This is a genomic window from Flavobacterium maritimum (genome assembly GCF_040049085.1).
In the GTDB taxonomy this organism is placed as follows: Bacteria; Bacteroidota; Bacteroidia; order Flavobacteriales; family Flavobacteriaceae; genus Flavobacterium; species Flavobacterium maritimum.
On record NZ_JBDLZY010000005.1, the window covers coordinates 115,292 to 134,931 of the forward strand.

Consider the following 19,640-nt stretch of genomic DNA (forward strand, 5'->3'; position numbering starts at 1 on the left):
CTTATTTATCGTGTAATATTATTTTATTGTTTTTGCAATCTTCAATCAATTGATCGATTTTTTGTTCGTTCAAATGTTCTTTGTAAAAATCACCTAATTGCATCATTGGAGCATATCCACAAGCACCTAAACATTCCACTCCAACAACTGTAAAGTTTCCGTCTTCTGTAGTTTCTCCAAGGTTGACTCCTAGTTTTTCACAAGTATAATCCATCAGGTTTTCGGCTCCGTTCAAACAACAAGGAGAAGTTTGACAGAATTCGAACATGTATTTTCCAACAGGTTTTTGATTAAACATGGTATAAAAGGAAACGACTTCATATACCTCAATTGGTTTTATAAGAAGAATTTCGGCAACTTTGTTCATTAATTCAATACTCAACCAATTGTCATGAGCATCTTGCACTTCGTGTAAAACGGGCAATAGAGCTGATTTTCTTTTATCTTCTGGATAATGACTGATTAATTCATTGATGCGAGTCATCAATGCTTCGGTCATATTTATTTCTTGTTTGTGATAAGTACGTTCCATTTTTTATTATTTTAAATTTTGAATTATAAATTTTAAATGTTCAAGCTGGTCATTCATAATTTAAAATTCATCATTTATAATTTTTTTAAGCGTCTAATTCTCCGGCAATAACATTTAAACTTGACAAAATAACAATCGCATCCGAAAGTAAAGATCCTTTAATCATTTCAGGATATGCTTGATAGTAAATAAAACAAGGTCTGCGGAAATGCAACCTGTATGGAGTACGACTTCCGTCCGTTACTAAATAAAAACCTAGTTCTCCGTTTCCACCTTCTACAGAATGATATACTTCAGCAACTGGAACAGGAACTTCTCCCATAACAATTTTAAAGTGATAAATCAAAGATTCCATATCATGGTATACATTTTCTTTTGGAGGCAGATAATATTCAGGAACATCGGCATGATATTCATTTCCTTCCGGCATTTTTGCCAAAGCTTGTTTGATAATACTCAAACTTTCCCAAACTTCTGCATTACGAACGCAAAAACGGTCGTAAGTATCACCTGATTTTCCAACAGGAACGATAAAGTCAAAATCTTCGTAAGAACTGTATGGGTGTGCTACACGAACATCATAATCAATACCGGCAGCACGAAGGTTTGGACCTGTAAATCCATAAGACATGGCCTGTTCTGCAGAAATGGCTCCTACATTAACTGTTCTGTCAATGAAAATTCTGTTTCTTTCAAATAAGTTTTCGAATTCTTTCCATGCAATCGGGAAATCTCTCAAAAAGTCATCTAATTTGCGGAAAGCTTCTGGTGACCAATCTCTTTCGAAACCACCAATTCTTCCCATATTTGTTGTTAGACGGGCACCACAAATTTCTTCATAGATTTCGTATACTTTTTCTCTAAATTGGAAAACATATAAAAATCCCGTATAAGCTCCAGTATCAACTCCAAGGATTGAATTACAGATTAAGTGATCCGTAATTCTGGCCAATTCCATTACAATGACTCTTAAGTATTGTGCTCTTTTAGGAACTTCAACACCCAGTAGTTTTTCTAAAGTCATCCACCATCCCATATTGTTAATAGGAGAGGAGCAGTAGTTCATACGGTCAGTAAGAGGAGTAATTTGGTAAAAAGGACGATTTTCTGCTATTTTCTCGAAAGCTCTGTGGATATAACCGATGGTTGGTTCCGCTTCGAGAATTTTTTCACCATCCATCAATAGGATATTTTGAAAAATACCGTGTGTAGCTGGATGCGTAGGACCTAAATTCAGAATAGAAAGCTCGCTTCCGTCTTCATTGTGTCTCTCCTTGATTATTTTAGCATAGCGATGCTCTGGGGGTAATAATAGTTCTGACATTTATTGAATGTGAAAAATTATATATTGTTTTTTTAGCAATTTGATGGTGTTCTTCCGAAGAAACGGTCGTCTTTGTCCGTTCTTCCGCTGTCTTCCATTGGGAACTCTTTTCTCATTGGAAAAGATACCATTTCATCCATATTCAAAATACGCTTCAACTGAGGATGTCCTATGAAATTGATTCCGTAGAAATCATAGGTTTCTCTTTCCATCCAATTTGAACTTAAGAAAATATTTGTGATGGTTTTTATTTCAGGATTTGAACCATTAATGAAAGCCTTTATTTTGATTCGCTTGTTTTCATACCAGTTGTGCAGATGATAAACGACTGCAAATTGTCTGTCTGCTTCATTGTCCGGATAATGAACTCCGCATAAATCAGTCAAAAAATGAAAACGTAAGCTTGGGTCATTTTTCAAAAAAAGAATAACAGCTGTGATCTTGTCAGCTGCTACCTCAAATGAAAATATATCTTTTTCTTGATTGAATTGAGAAACGGCTGAATCAAATGTTTCAACTAATTTCTCTTGAATGTCGATTGTTTCTAAAGCCATCTTGTTATTTGATATTATAAGAAGCTAATAATTCTTGATATTCAGGAGAGCTTCTTCTTCTAACCGATTCGTTTTTAACGATTTCTTGTAATTTCATAACTCCGTCAACGATTTGTTCCGGTCTTGGCGGACAGCCTGGAACATATACGTCCACTGGAATTACTTTGTCAATTCCCTGTAAAACGGAATAAGTATCGAAAATCCCTCCGGATGTTGCACAGGCACCCACTGCTATTACCCAGCGAGGTTCTGACATTTGTTCATAAACCTGACGTAAAATTGGAGCCATTTTTTTTGAAATAGTTCCCATTACCATTAGCATATCAGCTTGACGAGGAGAAAAACTCACACGCTCGGAACCGAATCGCGCTAAATCATAATGCGACGCCATTGTTGCCATGAATTCAATCCCGCAACAAGAAGTTGCAAAAGGTAAAGGCCAAAGAGAATTAGCACGAGCCAAACCTACTACGTCATTTAGCTTTGTAGCGAAGAAACCTTCACCGACAACACCTTCTGGCGGCTCAACCATATTTATATTTGAATTGCTCATTTTTATAAAATTATGAATTATGAATTATGAATTATGAGTTCATAATTTAAATTTAAAAACATTCTTATAAATACTTTAGAAATCTGAATTTTCAATTCGTAATTTCTAATTTGTAATTAATTTTTTATTCCCATTCCAAAGCTTTCTTCTTGATGATGTAGAAAAAACCCACCAAAAGTAAAGCCATGAAAATAATCATTTTAACCATTCCTTCCATTCCTAACTCCTTGAAGTTAATTGCCCAAGGGTAAAGAAAAATAACCTCTACGTCGAATAAAACGAATAAAATGGCTACCAAGAAATATTTTACTGAGAACGGAATACGTGCATTTCCAACGGATTCTATACCGCATTCGAAATTTTTATCTTTAGTTTCAGAATTTCTTTTAGGACCTAATTTATCTGAAACAAATATTGTCCCTGCAACAAATCCTACTGCTAAGATTAACTGCATTAAAATCGGAATATAATTTAATTGTTCGGACTGCATAATTTATTTATTGTTTTTGCATAAAAATTAGCTACAAAGATAGGCTTAGTGTATTTAAAACACAAGTCTAAAGGAGGATTTAGTCTTTGATAAAATACAAAAAAACCCTTATTTTTATTGATTACAAATAAGAGTTGTTTTTTTTGTTTTTAAAACATAAATTTTGACCGTAAAGCAAAAAAAAACGTCTCGAAATTAATCGAAACGCTTTTTGCATTCGTAGGCAATAAAAATAAATTTTTATTCCTTAGATCACTGCTACTTTCGCAGCAACTTTCCCTTTTCTTCCTTCTTCTTCTTCATAGCTAACTCTGTCACCTTCACGCAATTCTTCTGCGTTGATTCCTGATGCATGAACAAAAATGTCTTTTCCTGTTTCTTCGTCTGTAATGAATCCGTAACCTTTAGATTCATTGAAAAATTTAACTGTACCTGTACGCATTGTAATAGTAATAATAATTTATAATAAGGCAAATGTAATATTTAATATAATACGAAAGACGTTCTTGTGTTTTTATTTTGTAGAAATATTGATATTCAACGTTTTCGGGTAAATTAAATCGACGAACTACGCAATATCTAATTTTATGTGCAACTCGTTTAGTTGTGACTCATCAATTACGGATGGTGCATCAATCATGACATCTCTACCTGAATTGTTTTTTGGGAATGCAATAAAATCTCTGATCGTTTCCTGACCTCCCAAAATAGCTACCAATCGATCCAGTCCAAATGCTAAGCCCCCATGCGGTGGTGCGCCAAATTGAAAGGCATCCATTAGGAATCCAAATTGTGCTTTAGCTTCTTCTGGAGTAAATCCTAGATATTTGAACATCAATTGTTGAGTTGCTTTGTCATGGATACGAATGGAGCCTCCGCCAATTTCATTTCCGTTCAATACCATATCGTAAGCATTGGCACGAACTTTTCCCGGATCGGTTTCTAATAAATGCATGTCTTCCGGTTTTGGAGAAGTAAAAGGGTGGTGCATGGCATGGTAACGGCCACTTTCTTCATCAAACTCCAATAAAGGGAAATCGACTACCCAAAGCGGTGCAAATTCTGCTGGATTTCTTAATCCCAGACGAGTTGCAATTTCCATACGTAACGCGCTCAATTGGCCTCTTGTTTTATCAGCCGGACCAGAAAGAACAAAAATCATATCGCCGGCTTTTGCTCCGGTAGCTTTTGCCCAATTGGATAAATCATCCTGATCGTAAAATTTATCTACAGATGATTTATAAGTTCCGTCGTCGTTGCATTTTACATAAACCATTCCGCTTGCGCCAACTTGAGGACGTTTTACCCAGTCGATTAATGCATCGATTTCTTTACGGGTATAATTTCCTGCGCCCGGAACGGCGATTCCTACTACTAATTCAGCAGCATTGAAAACCGGAAATTCTTTATGTTGTGCTACTTCGTTTAATTCTCCGAACTCCATTCCGAAACGAATGTCCGGTTTGTCATTACCATATGTTTTCATGGCATGTTCGTAGGTCATTCTTGGGAATTTTTCTACTTCAATACCTTTTATTTCTTTTAATAAATGTCTGGTCAACCCTTCAAAAACATTCAAAATATCTTCTTGCTCCACAAATGCCATTTCACAATCGATTTGTGTAAACTCAGGCTGTCTGTCTGCACGTAAATCTTCATCACGGAAACATTTCACGATTTGGAAATATTTATCCATTCCGCCCACCATCAATAATTGTTTGAAAGTTTGTGGTGACTGAGGCAAAGCATAAAATTGTCCTTCGTTCATTCGGGAAGGAACAACAAAATCTCTGGCTCCTTCCGGAGTAGATTTTATCAAATAAGGGGTTTCTACCTCACAAAAATCCAAATCAGAAAGATATTTTCTAACTTCCATGGCTACTTTATGACGGAAAAGCAGACTGTTTTTTACAGGATTTCTTCTAATGTCAAGGTAACGGTATTTCATACGGATGTCTTCACCGCCATCAGTCTCATCTTCTATAGTAAAAGGAGGTGTAAGTGCTGCATTCAAAACATTTAGCTCACTAACTAAAATCTCGATTTCACCCGTTGGGATATTTTTGTTTTTAGCTTCACGTTCAATAACGGTTCCTTTAACTTGAATTACAAATTCACGACCTAAAGTTTTGGCTAATTCAAATACTTCTTTCTGAGTTCGGCTTTCGTCAAAAATTAATTGCGTGATTCCATAACGGTCTCTTAAATCGACCCAATTCATAAAACCTTTATCGCGAGATTTCTGAACCCAACCCGCTAGTGTAACTTCAGTATTAATGTATGAGGCGTTCAATTCGCCACAGTTATGACTTCTGTACATGATTTAAATTTTAGACTGCAAATTTAGGACTAATTATGAATAATGAATTGAGAATAGTAAAATTTTACACGATTGTTTTTTAAGGTCAATTTATTTTCCAATGTTAAGTTTTCATCTTACGTTACTAAATTGTTATGTAAAAGTTTTTTTAATGTAAACTAATACCTAAATTTGAGAAAGAAATGTCAAACATAATAACTCAAGATATGAAAAAGTGTATAATTTTAGCAGCTCTATTGTTCTCAGGAATGATGTTTGCGCAGGAAGCAAAACCAGTATTGGAACCTTTTGGAAAAAAAGTTAAAGCAACTTACTTTTATGAAAATGGACAGGTACAGCAAGAAGGGTTTTTTGAAAATGGAAAATTAGAAGGGATTTGGGTTTCTTACAATGAGCAGGGAGAAAAAACTTCATCCGGAGAATATAAAGATGGTCTTAAAACCGGAAAATGGTTTTTTTGGTCTCAAAATGGAGACAATGGATTTACGAATCTAAGTGAGGTTGATTATTCTGAAAACAGAATTGCATCCGTTAAAAACTGGAAACAGGATACTTTAGTGAATAGAGATTAAAAAGCAGTTCATAGTTAATTCAGAAAAGGAGAAAGTCTTTATTGATTTTCTCCTTTTTTGATAGCAAACAATTTTAGAAACTAAATTTGTTTTTGTGTTTTCAAATAGGATGCTAAATTGTAGCTAATTGGTTGTAGTCAAAAACCCCATCCCAAATTTCATCTATTCTAATAAGAGCCTCGTCTAATGGAATGACTTCCCATTTCCCATTGGTTTCTGATCCGAGACCAGTGTTTTTTAATTTCGACAGCGCCTCTTTTACATCAAAATCAAGGTCAGTATTGTGTTTGGTTTTAAACCAGGATTCAATCTGATGATCAAGTTCTTGCTCTGTTAAGGGAGTTTTACTTCTGTTCAAAAAGGAATAGGCCAAGATGGTTTCCTTAAGGACTTCCTCTTCTGAAGAGTTTATCAAAGAATAAAAGGCACCGCTATTATTCCCTATATTTTTAAAATAAAGACTATCCGAAAGCATTTTCGAATATTTTATCTTTTTGTTTACAAAGTTATTGTATTGACGGAACAGATATGCACCCAATATTCCAAGGGCAATCAAACCTTGATTTAGTGAGGTTTTGCTGTTTAGCAAGTCTATTGCTTCACCGGTTTTGTAGGCTGCATACATACTAATCAACGCTGGAATTACTTTAGTGCTCAATAAGGAAACGCCACCCACAAGCCCAGGAATCCATAATAATAGTTTGTCGGTTGTGGACATCATTGGGATCGCATTCGGGAATATCGTCTCTATATCGTTTTTAGGAACGCGTTTGAAAATTTTTAATACGATTGATCCGGGATCGATCGGCATTTTGTCTAATCGGGCTTTCTTTTCTTTATAGTAATCGGCATCATGATAATTAAGGTAAATCATGACGCGATCATAGTATTCAATCTCTATTTCTTTCTTCCAAAAGAAGAGTTTGCTGACCTTCTCTTTTGTTTTATGTTGGCCTCGAACATATAATCCATATTCTTTATAATCCTGAATATTAATGGCCAATTTCAAACCAATCAAATCCGAATCTTTGAAGGCTTTGTCCAATGTCTCTTGATTGACACGGCTATAATTGCCTCTATTCAGCACTTTAAGCAGGGTTTCTTTGAAAAGGGAAAAGTCACTTTTGCCCATAAATGCTGCCCGTTCTTTTGGATTTATATCAGGGTCAAATAAGGCATAGTTTTGTTTTAAATTACGGATTAGGTTGAATGCTTCGTAATGGAAATAATGTTCAATGATATCGAATAGCTTTTTGAAATCCTCAAGCTGTTTTTTATCTCCTGTATATTCTGCTAGTTGTTCTTCGAGTAAGAATTCCTTATCAAATGGGATATAGTGTTCTCGTTGCATATTGAATTCAGGGGCTTAAACTTTAATGGAAATGTTCTTTTTAAAAGTTTGGCAAAGGTAAAGTACAAAAAGGGAAATTTTTTATTTTTTAAATATCAATTCTATTTCAATAACAAACTTTTTTGACATCTAAAGTTCTGGATAAAATACCTAAACCCTTTGAAAACCTGTTAGGATTGATATCCGAGAGGTTTTTGATTCCCGAATGCTGCGTAAGGGATAGCAGTAGCTACCGAAGTAGCACGAATAGCCCGACCGCATTAGGGAAAGAGGCCGAATCACTACAAAGTAGGGTAGGCCTCTTTTTCTAATGGGGTTACGCCCACAAGAGCTTTTGCGAACTGAAACAGTAAAATGTAATTATGAGTTCTTTTTAAAGCAAAAAACCATACCGTTCTTAAATTAGCGCGGTATGGTTTTTTTATATTGAGTTATATCGGAATTTATTCTTCTATTGCGATTCTTTTGTTTCTTCGGTCTCTTAACCAATATTTGGTTCGTTTTACCAGATAGAACATAACAGGCACCATTACTAGGGTTAATACAGTCGCATAGGTCAATCCGAAGATGATGGTCCATGCCAATGGTCCCCAAAAGATAACGTTGTCTCCTCCCATAAAAATGTGTGGATTCAAGTCGGTTATTAAAGAAAAGAAGTCAAAATTCAGTCCAATGGCCAATGGGATTAGTCCCAATACGGCAGTTAAAGCCGTAAGTAATACGGGACGCAGCCTTGATTTACCAGACTCGATGATTACTTCTTTGATTTCATCTATGGTTAAATCGTCATGGCTTTCCAAATGGTTATCGGCAACTTTTTTGTCCAATAATAGTACAAAGAAGTCCATTAATACGATTCCGTTTTTTACCACAATACCCGCCAGGGAAATGATTCCCATCATGGTCATTAAGATTACAAAATCCATGTTGGCAATCACGTAACCATAAAATACCCCACTAAAACTTAGGATTACCGTAAACAGGATGACCATTGTTTTGGAAACCGAATTAAATTGTAAAACGATGATGATGGTGATTCCGGCCAAGGCCAAAAATAAAGCGTACAGCAGAAAGCTTTGGTTTTTACCCTGTTCTTCCTGTACCCCTGAGAAGGAATAGGTAACTGTTTTTGGTAATTGATAGCCTTTTAAATCAGCAGCAATTTGTTTGGTAATTTCATCTCCGTTGTAACCTGTCAAGACGTTAGAATAAACCGTCATGATACGTTTCTGGTTTTTTCTTTTGATTTGGTTGTAGGTCGTCGTTTTCTCTGTTTCGGAAACAGCAGAAATGGGCACTTGCATCATTTGTCCGTTAGCTGGATTTCTAAAAGTCAAAGCTTGATTGAACAATATGTTTTCGTTCTTGCGTTGATCATCCTGCATACGCATGGTGATGTTGTAATCGTCATCACCTTCTTTGTAAGTCGAGATTTCTTGTCCATATACGGAACGGCGCAAATTGAAACCCAATTGTCCAGTCGAAACCCCTAAACTTCCTGCGCTTACACGGTCCACTTTTACCTCAAGTTCCGGGCTTTCTTTGTTGACATCAATACTCAGTCGCTCAATTCCGGGAATGTTTTTGGAATTAATAAAAGTGATCATCTTGTCTGCTTCTTTCAGCATTTCATCATAATCAATTCCAGTCAACTGAATACTGATTGGGTAACCGGCAGGAGGTCCATTGGCGTCTTTTTCGACTGTTACGGTAGCGCCAGCAATTCCGGTTACTTTGCCTCTGATTTCTTCGAGGACATCGGCCGTGTTGATTCCTCTTCTGAATTTAAATTCGGAGAAATTTACCGTCACTTTTCCTTTAAAAGGAGTTTCAGAAGCCGATCCGGCATCTACGTTTGGATTTCCTGCTCCAACACCCACTTGCGATACTATGGATTCAGCCAAATAGTTTTTGTTCGTTTTTGGATCTACGTATTTGCTCAAAACTTCAATAACTTGTTTTTCTACAAATAGCGTAGCCTTATTGGTCTTTGCGATATCAGTTCCTTGTGGGTATTCGATATAAGTAATTACCTGATTCGGGATGTTATCCGGAAAGAACAATACTTTTCTAGGGAATATTCCCAAAAGCATGAACGAGAAAAATAACAATCCAATAATTCCAATCAGGGCGTACCAAGCTCTTCTTTTAGTCAAAATTTTAGCTAAAAAGTTTTTGTATTTGTTTTCCATTCTCGGAAAAAAGTTGTGCTGAAAATCTTGTGTCCACTGGTATAACTTCAATTTGTACAGCCACATCAAACCAAGGGAGATAATGGCCAGGTGACCAATAGCTTTGGCGAATTTTGAATCATAAATGTTTCCAAGAATCACAAAAATAACTGCAATAATCGTGAAAATTATGGAATATGTTTTGGCTGATTTTTTAGAGACATTTTTATCTTCAATATCCATAGAGCCTCCTGTCATTGCTGCATTGACAACCATTGCAACGAATAGAGAAGCGGTTAGCGTTACCGTTAAAGTCATTGGGAAATACTTCATGAATTTCCCCATAGTTCCAGGCCACAGTGCAAAAGGCAAGAAGGCCATTAAGGTTGTTGCAGTAGAGGAGATTACAGGCCAAGCGATTTCGCCAATACCTATTTTAGAAGCTTCTACACGGCTCAATCCTTTTTTCATATTGGCAAATACGTTGTCAACCACTACGATACCGTCGTCCACCAGCATTCCCAGTCCCATTACCAATCCGAAAAGAACCATAGTATTCAAGGTTAGTCCAAATGCTGAGAGAATACTAAACGCCATTAACATCGATAATGGAATAGCTGCTCCAACAAATAAAGAGTTTCGGAGTCCCATGGTAAACATCAATACAATCATTACCAACACAATTCCGAAGATGATGTGATTGGACAATTCATCAACCTGGTGTTCTACACGAGAAGATTGGTCGTTTGTTAATTCAATTTTTAAATTGGATGGCAAGTAGGAAGCTTTGGCAGCTTCTATTTTTTCTTTTACCTGTTCAATGGCCGAAATCATGTTTTGATTGGAACGTTTTTTTACGTTTAGCATCACTACCTCGGATCCTTTCTCACGGGCGTAAGTTGTTTTTTCTTTTTCTTTGAAACTAACTACAGCAATGTCTTTCAGGTAAACGGTTCCTCCACTGTGTTTTACAATGATGTTTTCCAGTTCTTTGGGGTCTTTGATTTCACCTACGATTCTGATGTTGTTTCTAGAACCTTGTGAGATCAAATTTCCGCCTGAAAGGGTCATGTTTTCGTATTTCACCGCATTTTGAATGTCGTCAAAAGAGACTTGGGCAGCCGTCATTTTGAAAATGTCAACGGCAATTTCCACTTCTTTATCATCAACACCCAGTATGTCTACTTTTTTTACTTCAGGAATTTCCTCAATATCGTCCTGAAGTAACTCTCCGTATTTTTTGAGTTGTTGAGTCGTGTAATTTCCTTGTAGATTGATGTTCAGAATTGGCACTTCCTCCGAAATGTTCAATTCAAATACGCTAGGTTCTACTTTACTTCCATTGTCAAGATTAGGCCAGTCTGTATCTGCTTTTACGATATCTACCTTGTCCTTAATTTTTGTTTTAGCATCCAAAATGGTGACTTTGTCATCAAACTCGACGATAATCATTCCGTAATCTTGGAAAGAGCTAGACGTAATTTTATCTACGCCACTAATGTTCTTGATTTCCTTTTCAAGAGGTTTGATGATTAATTTCTCTACATCCTCGGCTGAGTTTCCAGGAAAAACAGATGAAATGTAAACCTTGTTCTCTATAATTTCCGGAAAATCTTCCCGAGGCATAGTAACGTAAGCAATGACTCCTGTGATTACAATCAGTAAAGTCAGGATATATACCGTGACGCGGTTTTCGACAGCCCAACTTGATATTCCGAATTCTTTATTTTGATGTGACATATTTGGCCCCCTAGCCCCCTAAAGGGGGAACTCCTATTAGGGGTCAATAGGAATTTAAAGTTAATAAAAAAGTCAAAAATGGTATTCTAGCTTAATTAGCTCCTAAGCTTTCCCCTTTAGGGGTTAGGGGCTTAAAAATTCAATTTCATACCATCCGAAATGGTGTTCATACCCTCGGTAACGATAATAGTGTTGGCATCTAAACCGCTTAAAATTTCGGTTACATTGTCTGAAGACTGACCTGTTGTAACAATCACTTTTTTAGCAATGCCCGTTTTTCCATTAGAGTTAGCTACGGTATATACAAAACTGTTTTTCTTAGAATCTTGTTGAATCACATTAGTCGGAACAACAATAGCATTTTTGCTCACATAATCAATTACTTTCAGTTTGGCCACTTGGTTAGGGCGCAATAAGTTTTCTGGATTGGGAACGCTTACTTCGATTCCGAAACTTCTGTTGTTTGGATTGATGAAATTACCTATTTGGCGTACTTTTCCTTTGTAAGTTTTGTCTAATGAAGTTAAGAATACATCTACCTCGGTACCTATTTTTAGTTTTCCGATATACGTTTCCGGAATAGAGGTAGAAACATACATATTCCCAAGGTTCACTATTCGCATTAATCCCTGAGGACTGGCAGCAACAACTTCTCCTTTTTCCACAAAAACTTCGTCAATAGTTCCTGAAAATGGCGCTCTGATTACGGTTTTTGCGATTTGGGCTTTGATTTGCGCTACTGCTTTTTGTGCTGAAATCATTTGGGTTTGAGCTTGAAGATACTGTATTTCAGATCCTATTTTTTGATTCCATAGGTTTTTTTGACGCTCAAAAGTAGTTTTTGCCAATGCATATTGATTTTCGGCACTAGCCAATTGCTGACTCATACCGCCATCATCGGTACGTCCTAAAACTTGGCCTTTGCTTACTTTTTGTCCCGCTTTTACATTCAATTCCACTAAGTTTCCTGGGAATTCCGGTTGAACCAATACATTCTCATTGGTGTTAATACTTCCCTGTACTTCCAGATAATGGTTAAACAAAGTGTCTTTAATTATTGCGACTGTAACCAATGCTTCTACTTCTTTCTTTACATCCAAAGTAGCCAGTGCCTCTTCGATTTGCGTAAGTTGCGATTGCAGTTCGGCTTTTTTAGCTGTTATTGCTTTTACATCTTTGGAGGCAATAATGGTCTCGATGGATTGGTTTTTTTCTGATGAATTGCAGGAAATCAATACAATTGACAGGGTGGTTAAGATAAATATTTTTTTCATTTGGTTCTATTTTTATAGGAATCGTTATTTAGTGATAATTTTTTCTAAACTGGCTTTTTTATTGATGATGTTGATCATCGTTTGCAGGTATTTTTGCTGGGCGGTGTACAATTGGCGTTGTGCATCATTAAAATCAAAACTGGTTGAAAGTCCTTCAGTGAATTTGATTTGCTGTTTTTTCTCAATTCTTTCAGCGAGATTCAAATTGCTTTTGGCAGTTTCATAATCGGCGATACTATACTCATACTCACTTTTGGCGGTAGCATATTGCAATTTCAATTTTTGTTCGGTTTCGCTTAACTGTGTTTTGGCTTGATCCAAAGCAATTTTGGCCTGCTGCGTTCTGGAACTTCTGGCTAAACTGCTGAATATGGGAATATTTAAATTCACTCCAATATTAGAATAATTAAACCAGTTTTGGTTTTTACTAAAAAAATCAAACTCGTCTTTAAAAGCGGTGTACCCAAAGTTTAAATCGGCCGATAGTGTTGGCAAGGCTTTACTTCTTTGAAGTTTGTATTCTAATGTTCTTTGTTCCTCAAAATTGGAAGCAATTTTATAGGTGATATTGCTGTTTACTTCAAAGTCCGTTTTTGAAAAGGCTAAATCCATATTTTGAATAGTCAAGTCATCCAATTTGTCAGTTAAGGCAATTTCATCATTAATATCAATACCCAGATTGATTTTGAGCATTTTATAGGTAATATCCAGTAAACGGTTGTTGTAGTTTAAGGTGCTTTCTAATGATGCCAATGTGATTTCCAGTTGCTCGACACTTTCTTCCTCAATCAGACCATTTTTGTAAGTGGCTCTGGTGTCGTTTAATGTTTTTTGCAGCGAAGCAATATTTTTTTCCAGAATGGCTATGTTTTCTTTGGCCAATAATACATTCCCATACGAATTGATAACCATTTCTTTGATGTCGATATCGGTTCTTTGTTTGGCGTTTTCGTAATATCTCAAATAGGTTTTGGATGCCTGAAGCGCAACGATATAGGATCCGTCAAAAATGAGTTGGCTTAAAGTAGAGTGAGCCACCATGTTGTATTTGGTTCCAAAAGCTACTTCGGCATAAGTTCCCGGTTCTCCGCCAAAGAATTCTGCTGGAACAACCGATTTTTGTAACACAAAATTATCGGTAAAATCGACTCCGGCATTTATTTGAGGCAATCCCATTGCGGTAGTTTCCCATTTTTTCTCTTTTGCTGCTTCGATATCACGACCTGAGTTAATGACTGAGTAATTGTTTTCCAGCGCATGGTCTATCGCCTGCTGTAATGAAAAGGAATAACTCTTCTTCGTGTTTTGGGCATTAACGCTCAAGGCAAAAAAGGTAAGGGTCAATATGAATATTTTCTTCATTATATATTGAATTTAAGTAATTGTTTTTCAAGTTCAGCTATTCCTTTTGGAGTTGCCATGGCTCTGGTGTGGTACTCCAAGGCTTGTAATTCTAGTTTCGTTGATTCTCGTTCGGATATAGTGTTCTCCTTGATGCTAAAAATTAGCGAGTAATAAAATTTGACATAGGCATCAACATTGAGATTTTTTCTATACAAATCTTGCGCAATCCCTTTTTCTATATTTTGTTTGAAGCACATATTGCATTCGTTCAATTCTCGATTCATTACCTTTTGATATATTTCGGGATAATGCTTTTTTAGTTGGTATAATGGAGAGGTATCGGTAGCCTGAAACATTTCTTTGAACATTTTTCGGATTTCAAAGTTCTCTTCAATCGCGTTATAACCTTTGGCTACAGTTATATTTATAACATCATGAACGGTTTTATGAACCATCTCCGTACTTTCTTCGATTAATACTTCTTTGTTGCAAAAGTATTTGTAAATCGTTTTTTTGGAAATACACATCTCGCCGGCAATATCATCCATAGTGACACTTTTAAAACCGAGTTTTAAAAATAAATCACTTGCTTTAGATATGATTTTTTCTCTCATGTTGTGTTGTAACTTGTTATTAATTAATTGCTTACTGTAAATATAGAAAAGAAATGCCTTCCGTCAAAAGTGATTCTTATTGATTTTATTGATGGATAAATTCCAAATGGGCTATAAGTTTTATAGGTTCCTTGAATTTTTTTTTGGGACCAGACAGGTAGTCAATATCAAAGAATGTCTTGATTTATCAGAACCTCTGATTCGTTGGAATCAACTTCCTATTTATTTTTCATATTTTGTTTTTTTTTGTAATAATTTTGTAGTACAAATATAGAAAGGAAACTTTAAGAACAAAATTAGTTCCCAATATTTTTGGTATATTGTATTTAAAACGAATTAATTAGCTGTAGAAGAATCATGAGTCTCATTGTGGGCTATTGCGTTCAATGGGGATAAAAAAGCCAATAAAAAAAGGACTTCCAAAATATTTGAAAGTCCTTTTTTGTTATTTCTAAAAAACTATTTAAACCGTATGTTTCGGGTTAAAACCGTCTTCGCTTAATTCTTTGTGGTCATAATCGGCAATCATTTCGGCTTCATAATCCACTTTTTCTTCTTTAGAGAATTTGTCAATTATTTTTTCCATAATTTCATAAATCACCGGAACAATAATCAAGGTTAGGAATAATGATGAAATTAATCCTCCAATGATTACCCAAGCCAAACCGTTTTTCCATTCAGCACCTGCTCCAGAAGCCAATGCAATTGGGAACATACCGAAAACCATCGCAATTGTGGTCATCAAAATCGGACGCAAACGAGCGTGATTGGCTTGAATCAATGCTGTTCTGATGGATTCACCGGCAGCTCTTCGCTGGTTGGTGTAATCCACAAGCATAATTGCATTTTTACACACCAGACCAATCAACATAATAATACCCAAAATGGTGAATATATTCAACGTATTATTGGTTAATGCTAAGGCGAGCATCGCTCCAATGAACGAAAGCGGAATAGCAAACAATACCACAAATGGGTGTACAAAACTATCATAAAGTCCAACCATTACCAGATAAACCAAAATAATAGCGGCTAATAAAGCGATTCCTAAAGTTCCAAAACCTTCGCTTTGATTTTCTTGGTCTCCACCCCAAATATAATTTACTCCAACCGGTTTTTTAAGTTTGTCCAGTTTTGCTTGCCATTGCGTAACAATTGTTCCTGAGGCAACCCCTACGTTTTGTCCTTGTACGGTTACCGAAGCAGTTTTGTCTCTACGCTCTAATTGACTAGGTCCAGAACCTTCAGTGATTTTTGCGAATTGTGACAATTTGATTTGTTGACCAGCACTGTTGATGAAAATTAAATTACTTACATCGGTAATGTTTTTTCTATCAAAAGCATTGTACTTAATGTTGATGTCATATTCGTATTCACCTGCTCTAAACTTCCCATCTGTGTTACCGCTATAAGCAGTTTGCATCGTCATACCTACTGTTTGCAGTGTTAGGCCTAAGGCAGCCATTTTATCACGGTCTACTTGTACGTTGATTTCGGGATTTCCATCTTCAACAGTCAATTTAATTTCAGTTGTTCCCGGAATAGTACGTAATTCAGCTTCTGCTAATTTGGCAAATTTCATAGCACTTTCTACTGAAGGTCCTGTTACAATTAATCCCAAAGTAGCATTTTGTGCCGTTCCCAAAATACCTACCGGAACTGTTTTTACTTTGGCTCCAACCAGTACTTTCTCCAATTTACGTTTGATTTTGGCCGCATATACTGAAGCATCATCCGAACGTTCTGATTGATCGATCATTTTCACGTCAATCTCCGCTTTATATGCGGTGGCTTGAGCAGCACCCATACCTTCACTGGTTTGTCCTACAGTAGTAATCTGGCTATGAACATACTCTTGGCTTTTCAAAAAGGCTTCTGCCTTTTGTGTCATAAAGTTGGTTTGTTCCAATGAAGCGTCTTTTGGCATTTCAATTTGAACTAAAAACTCCCCACTATCCGAAGCAGCAAAGAATTCTCCTCCGATAAAACCTCCTCCAAGTAATCCGATTGTTGAACCAAAAAACAAAATTAACACCACACCAATCGTTTTGAAATAATGATCTAAACACCAGTTCAACAATTCAGTTACCCAGTTGGTAAAACGAGTTAAATAACTTTCGAACCCAAGAATCGCTTTTCCGAACAAGTTTTTTCCTTCAATGTGTTCCAGTTTTCCAAAACGAGAAGACAACCACGGGATAATTGTAAACGAAGCCAAAAGTGAAAATAATGTTGAAATAATTACTGTCACACAAAACTGTGTAATAATATTAGATACCAGTCCAGAGCTCATCGCGATTGGTAAAAACACTACTACAATTACTAAGGTAATCGAAGTTACAGTTCCACCAATTTCGGCTGTTCCGTCAAAGGCGGCACGTACACGGCTTTTACCCATTTCCATGTGCCTGTAAATATTTTCCAATACCACAATCGCATCATCGACCAGAATACCAACCACCAGCGAAAGTCCTAATAAACTCATTAAGTTTAACGTATATCCTAAAAGATAAATCCCTATAAAAGTGGCTATTAACGAAGCCGGAATCGAAACCATTACGATCAACGAGTTTCGAATACTGTGCAGGAAGAACAACATGACAAAGGCCACCAAAACTACCGCAATCAATAAATCGTGAATTACAGAATCCGCGGCTTCTAATGTGTAAACCGTACTGTCTTTAGCTACTTCTAATTTTAAATCGTTGGTTTTGTAATCTTTTTCTAATGCATTTATGCTTTTAATCAATTGCTCACTTACTGCAACAGCGTTGGCATCTGATTGTTTAATAACCTGCAAAATAATAGCACTTTTTTGATCGACACGCGAGATTTTCTCAGCGATTTTTTGTGCATCTTGTACATCAGCAATGTCTTTCAAACGAATTTCAATTCCACCGTTAGAGGATACAACTAGGTTTCTTAGTTCTTCAACATTTTTGTATTTTCCAGCCAAACGAATTAAGATCTTTTGGTCACGTGTTTGGATGTTTCCTGTTGGGAAATCCAAGTTGGATGCCAAAATAGTTTGCTGTACTTGTGGAACCGAAAGTCCGTAGCCTTGCATTTTTACGGCATCAAGATTTACCTGTATTTCACGTTCTTGCCCACCAATGATATTGACTTGCGCCACACCTTGAACACGGGATAAAACTGGAGCAATTTTTTTGTCAATCAAATCATAAAAAGTAGCTTCGTCCATTTTACCATTGGCACCAATGGTCATAATTGGTAAGTCACTTAGCGAGAATTTGGTCAATGCTGGCGTTTCGGCATCATCGGGTAAATCACTGATAAGGGCATTGATTTTTCGTTGAGCGTCATTCATCGAAACATCAATTTTTGCTTTTGTTGTCAACGTAATTGAAACCACAGACAAACTTTCGTATGATTTGGAATCAATTTTTTTGATGTTTTCTAAGGAGGCGACCCCATCTTCAATTTTTTTGGTAACCGTATTTTCAACCTCACTTGGAGAAGCTCCAGGATAAACAGTTGAAATGGTGATTACGTTTTGTTCGAATTTAGGAATCAATTCATAGCCTAACTGGCTATAACTGAACAGTCCACCAAGGATTAAAATTGTAAATAATACAATAATTAACGACGGACGTTTTATGGATATTTCTGCTAATTTCATATGTTTTTCTTTATGCTTTAGGCAGTAAGCTTTCGGCTTTATGCTTGTAAATTGCATAAAGCTTATTTCTTACGGCTTACAGCCTGTAATTATTTAATAATTTCTACAGTATTACCGTCTTGCAAGTTAATTTGCCCTGTAACAATTACAGTTTCTCCATCAGATAATCCATCAACTATTTCTACTTGTTCTCCTAAAATTCTTCCAGAAGTAACTTTTTTCAATTTAGCAATTCCGTTTTCAACAACAAAAATCTCATTACTGCTTACACTTCCAACAAAAGCATTTCTAGGAACTACTTTAAGTTGTTGTTTTTGTTTAGAGCCAAAATTGGCAGTTCCGTACATCCCTGCTTTTAAGCTGTTATTGGCGTTGTTTTCGATTTCAAGTTCAACTGGGAAATTCAAACTTTCATCTGCTTTTGCAGCAATAAAAGTAATTTTACCTGCAAATGTTTTATCTGGAAATACGCTGGAAGTAACATTTATGGTATTTCCTAATTTTAAGCTAGCCACTTGACTTTCGTTTACGGTAACTTTTAATTTAAGTTTAGAAACATTCACAATGTCAAACATTGCAGTTGCCGGCATTCCTGCTAAAATCGAACCTGGCTCAATGTATTTTTTATTAATAAATCCTTTAATTGGAGCTTTAACTTTTGTGTCACCAACGTTGATGTTTGCTTGCTTCAAGTTAGATCCGGCATTAGTCAAAGCTAATTTTGCCTGATCCAATTGTTGTTTGGTAACACCACCAGATTTAAAGGCGTTTTCATAACGGTCATAATCAGATTTTGCATTGTCATAAGCTGCTTTTGCCGTTTGAGCATTTACATTTATAACATCGCTTCTAACGATTACCAATGTTTGTCCAACGCTTACATAATCCCCTTCTTTCACCAAAACGCTAATTACTTTACCTGATTTTTCGGCAGAAAAAGTCAATTCCTGAATAGGTTCAAAATTTCCATTGGCTAAGAAATCCAGAGAAACTTCTTCGGTTTTTACTTGCGTTGTTTTAACGGATACGGCTGCATTTTTTTCGGCAACGATGTCTGTTTTCGCTTTGTTTTCTGTTTTGTTCTTATTCAAAGTAAAAGCGATAAGCGCTAATGCTCCTAAAATTACGGCTACGGTTATTATATTTTTTTTCATCTTGTTT

General features: G+C 36.2%; 15 protein-coding genes. 1 reads left to right on the forward strand and 14 read right to left on the reverse strand.

The window, feature by feature from the left end; genetic code table 11:
* Position 1: 1 nt before the first annotated feature.
* From ABEB23_RS11855 to aspS, 7 genes are all read right to left on the reverse strand, one after another.
* On the reverse strand, positions 2-532 hold the full coding sequence (locus ABEB23_RS11855; RefSeq protein ID WP_348812818.1) for an NADH-quinone oxidoreductase subunit NuoE family protein: 531 nt from the start codon (positions 530-532) through the stop codon (positions 2-4).
* A gap of 85 nt (positions 533-617) precedes the next feature.
* The gene (locus ABEB23_RS11860; RefSeq protein WP_348812819.1) at positions 618-1,856 is read right to left on the reverse strand and encodes an NADH-quinone oxidoreductase subunit D; all 1,239 of its coding nucleotides are present in this window, start codon (positions 1,854-1,856) and stop codon (positions 618-620) included.
* A gap of 32 nt (positions 1,857-1,888) precedes the next feature.
* The gene (locus ABEB23_RS11865; RefSeq protein ID WP_348812820.1) at positions 1,889-2,410 is read right to left on the reverse strand and encodes an NADH-quinone oxidoreductase subunit C; all 522 of its coding nucleotides are present in this window, start codon (positions 2,408-2,410) and stop codon (positions 1,889-1,891) included.
* A 4-nt stretch (positions 2,411-2,414) separates the two neighbouring features.
* Positions 2,415-2,963, reverse strand: coding sequence for an NADH-quinone oxidoreductase subunit B (locus ABEB23_RS11870; protein WP_348812821.1), 549 nt, complete (start codon positions 2,961-2,963; stop codon positions 2,415-2,417).
* A 124-nt stretch (positions 2,964-3,087) separates the two neighbouring features.
* Complete coding sequence (locus ABEB23_RS11875; protein ID WP_348812822.1) at positions 3,088-3,453, reverse strand: NADH-quinone oxidoreductase subunit A; 366 nt, start codon at positions 3,451-3,453, stop codon at positions 3,088-3,090.
* Between the two features lie 247 nt (positions 3,454-3,700).
* Entirely contained in the window at positions 3,701-3,895 is a 195-nt protein-coding gene (locus ABEB23_RS11880; RefSeq protein WP_007137066.1) for a cold-shock protein, read from the reverse strand.
* A gap of 126 nt (positions 3,896-4,021) precedes the next feature.
* The gene (gene aspS, locus ABEB23_RS11885; protein WP_348812823.1) at positions 4,022-5,773 is read right to left on the reverse strand and encodes an aspartate--tRNA ligase; all 1,752 of its coding nucleotides are present in this window, start codon (positions 5,771-5,773) and stop codon (positions 4,022-4,024) included.
* Between the two features lie 206 nt (positions 5,774-5,979).
* On the opposite strand from aspS, the gene ABEB23_RS11890 reads away from it, so the two are divergent.
* Positions 5,980-6,345 carry a toxin-antitoxin system YwqK family antitoxin gene (locus tag ABEB23_RS11890; RefSeq protein ID WP_348812824.1) on the forward strand — a complete coding sequence of 122 codons (366 nt, stop codon included), beginning with the start codon at positions 5,980-5,982 and terminating at the stop codon, positions 6,343-6,345.
* Positions 6,346-6,457: 112 nt separating this feature from the next.
* On the opposite strand, the gene ABEB23_RS11895 is transcribed toward ABEB23_RS11890, so the two are convergent.
* The 7 genes from ABEB23_RS11895 to ABEB23_RS11925 form a co-directional block, all read right to left on the reverse strand.
* Positions 6,458-7,696 (reverse strand): TMEM143 family protein, encoded by a 1,239-nt coding sequence (locus ABEB23_RS11895; protein ID WP_348812825.1) that lies wholly within the window; start codon positions 7,694-7,696, stop codon positions 6,458-6,460.
* Between the two features lie 443 nt (positions 7,697-8,139).
* Positions 8,140-11,607, reverse strand: coding sequence for an efflux RND transporter permease subunit (locus ABEB23_RS11900; RefSeq protein ID WP_348812826.1), 3,468 nt, complete (start codon positions 11,605-11,607; stop codon positions 8,140-8,142).
* 131 nt (positions 11,608-11,738) lie between these two features.
* Positions 11,739-12,881 (reverse strand): efflux RND transporter periplasmic adaptor subunit, encoded by a 1,143-nt coding sequence (locus ABEB23_RS11905; RefSeq protein WP_348812827.1) that lies wholly within the window; start codon positions 12,879-12,881, stop codon positions 11,739-11,741.
* Between the two features lie 24 nt (positions 12,882-12,905).
* Entirely contained in the window at positions 12,906-14,243 is a 1,338-nt protein-coding gene (locus ABEB23_RS11910) for a TolC family protein (protein ID WP_348812828.1), read from the reverse strand.
* Positions 14,243-14,839, reverse strand: a complete 597-nt coding sequence (locus ABEB23_RS11915; RefSeq protein WP_348812829.1) for a TetR/AcrR family transcriptional regulator — start codon at positions 14,837-14,839, stop codon at positions 14,243-14,245. Before ABEB23_RS11915 ends, ABEB23_RS11910 begins: the two co-directional genes overlap by 1 nt.
* Positions 14,840-15,302: 463 nt before the next feature.
* Positions 15,303-18,479, reverse strand: a complete 3,177-nt coding sequence (locus tag ABEB23_RS11920; RefSeq protein WP_348812830.1) for an efflux RND transporter permease subunit — start codon at positions 18,477-18,479, stop codon at positions 15,303-15,305.
* An 89-nt stretch (positions 18,480-18,568) separates the two neighbouring features.
* Positions 18,569-19,633 carry an efflux RND transporter periplasmic adaptor subunit gene (locus ABEB23_RS11925; protein WP_348812831.1) on the reverse strand — a complete coding sequence of 355 codons (1,065 nt, stop codon included), beginning with the start codon at positions 19,631-19,633 and terminating at the stop codon, positions 18,569-18,571.
* Positions 19,634-19,640 lie beyond the last annotated feature (7 nt).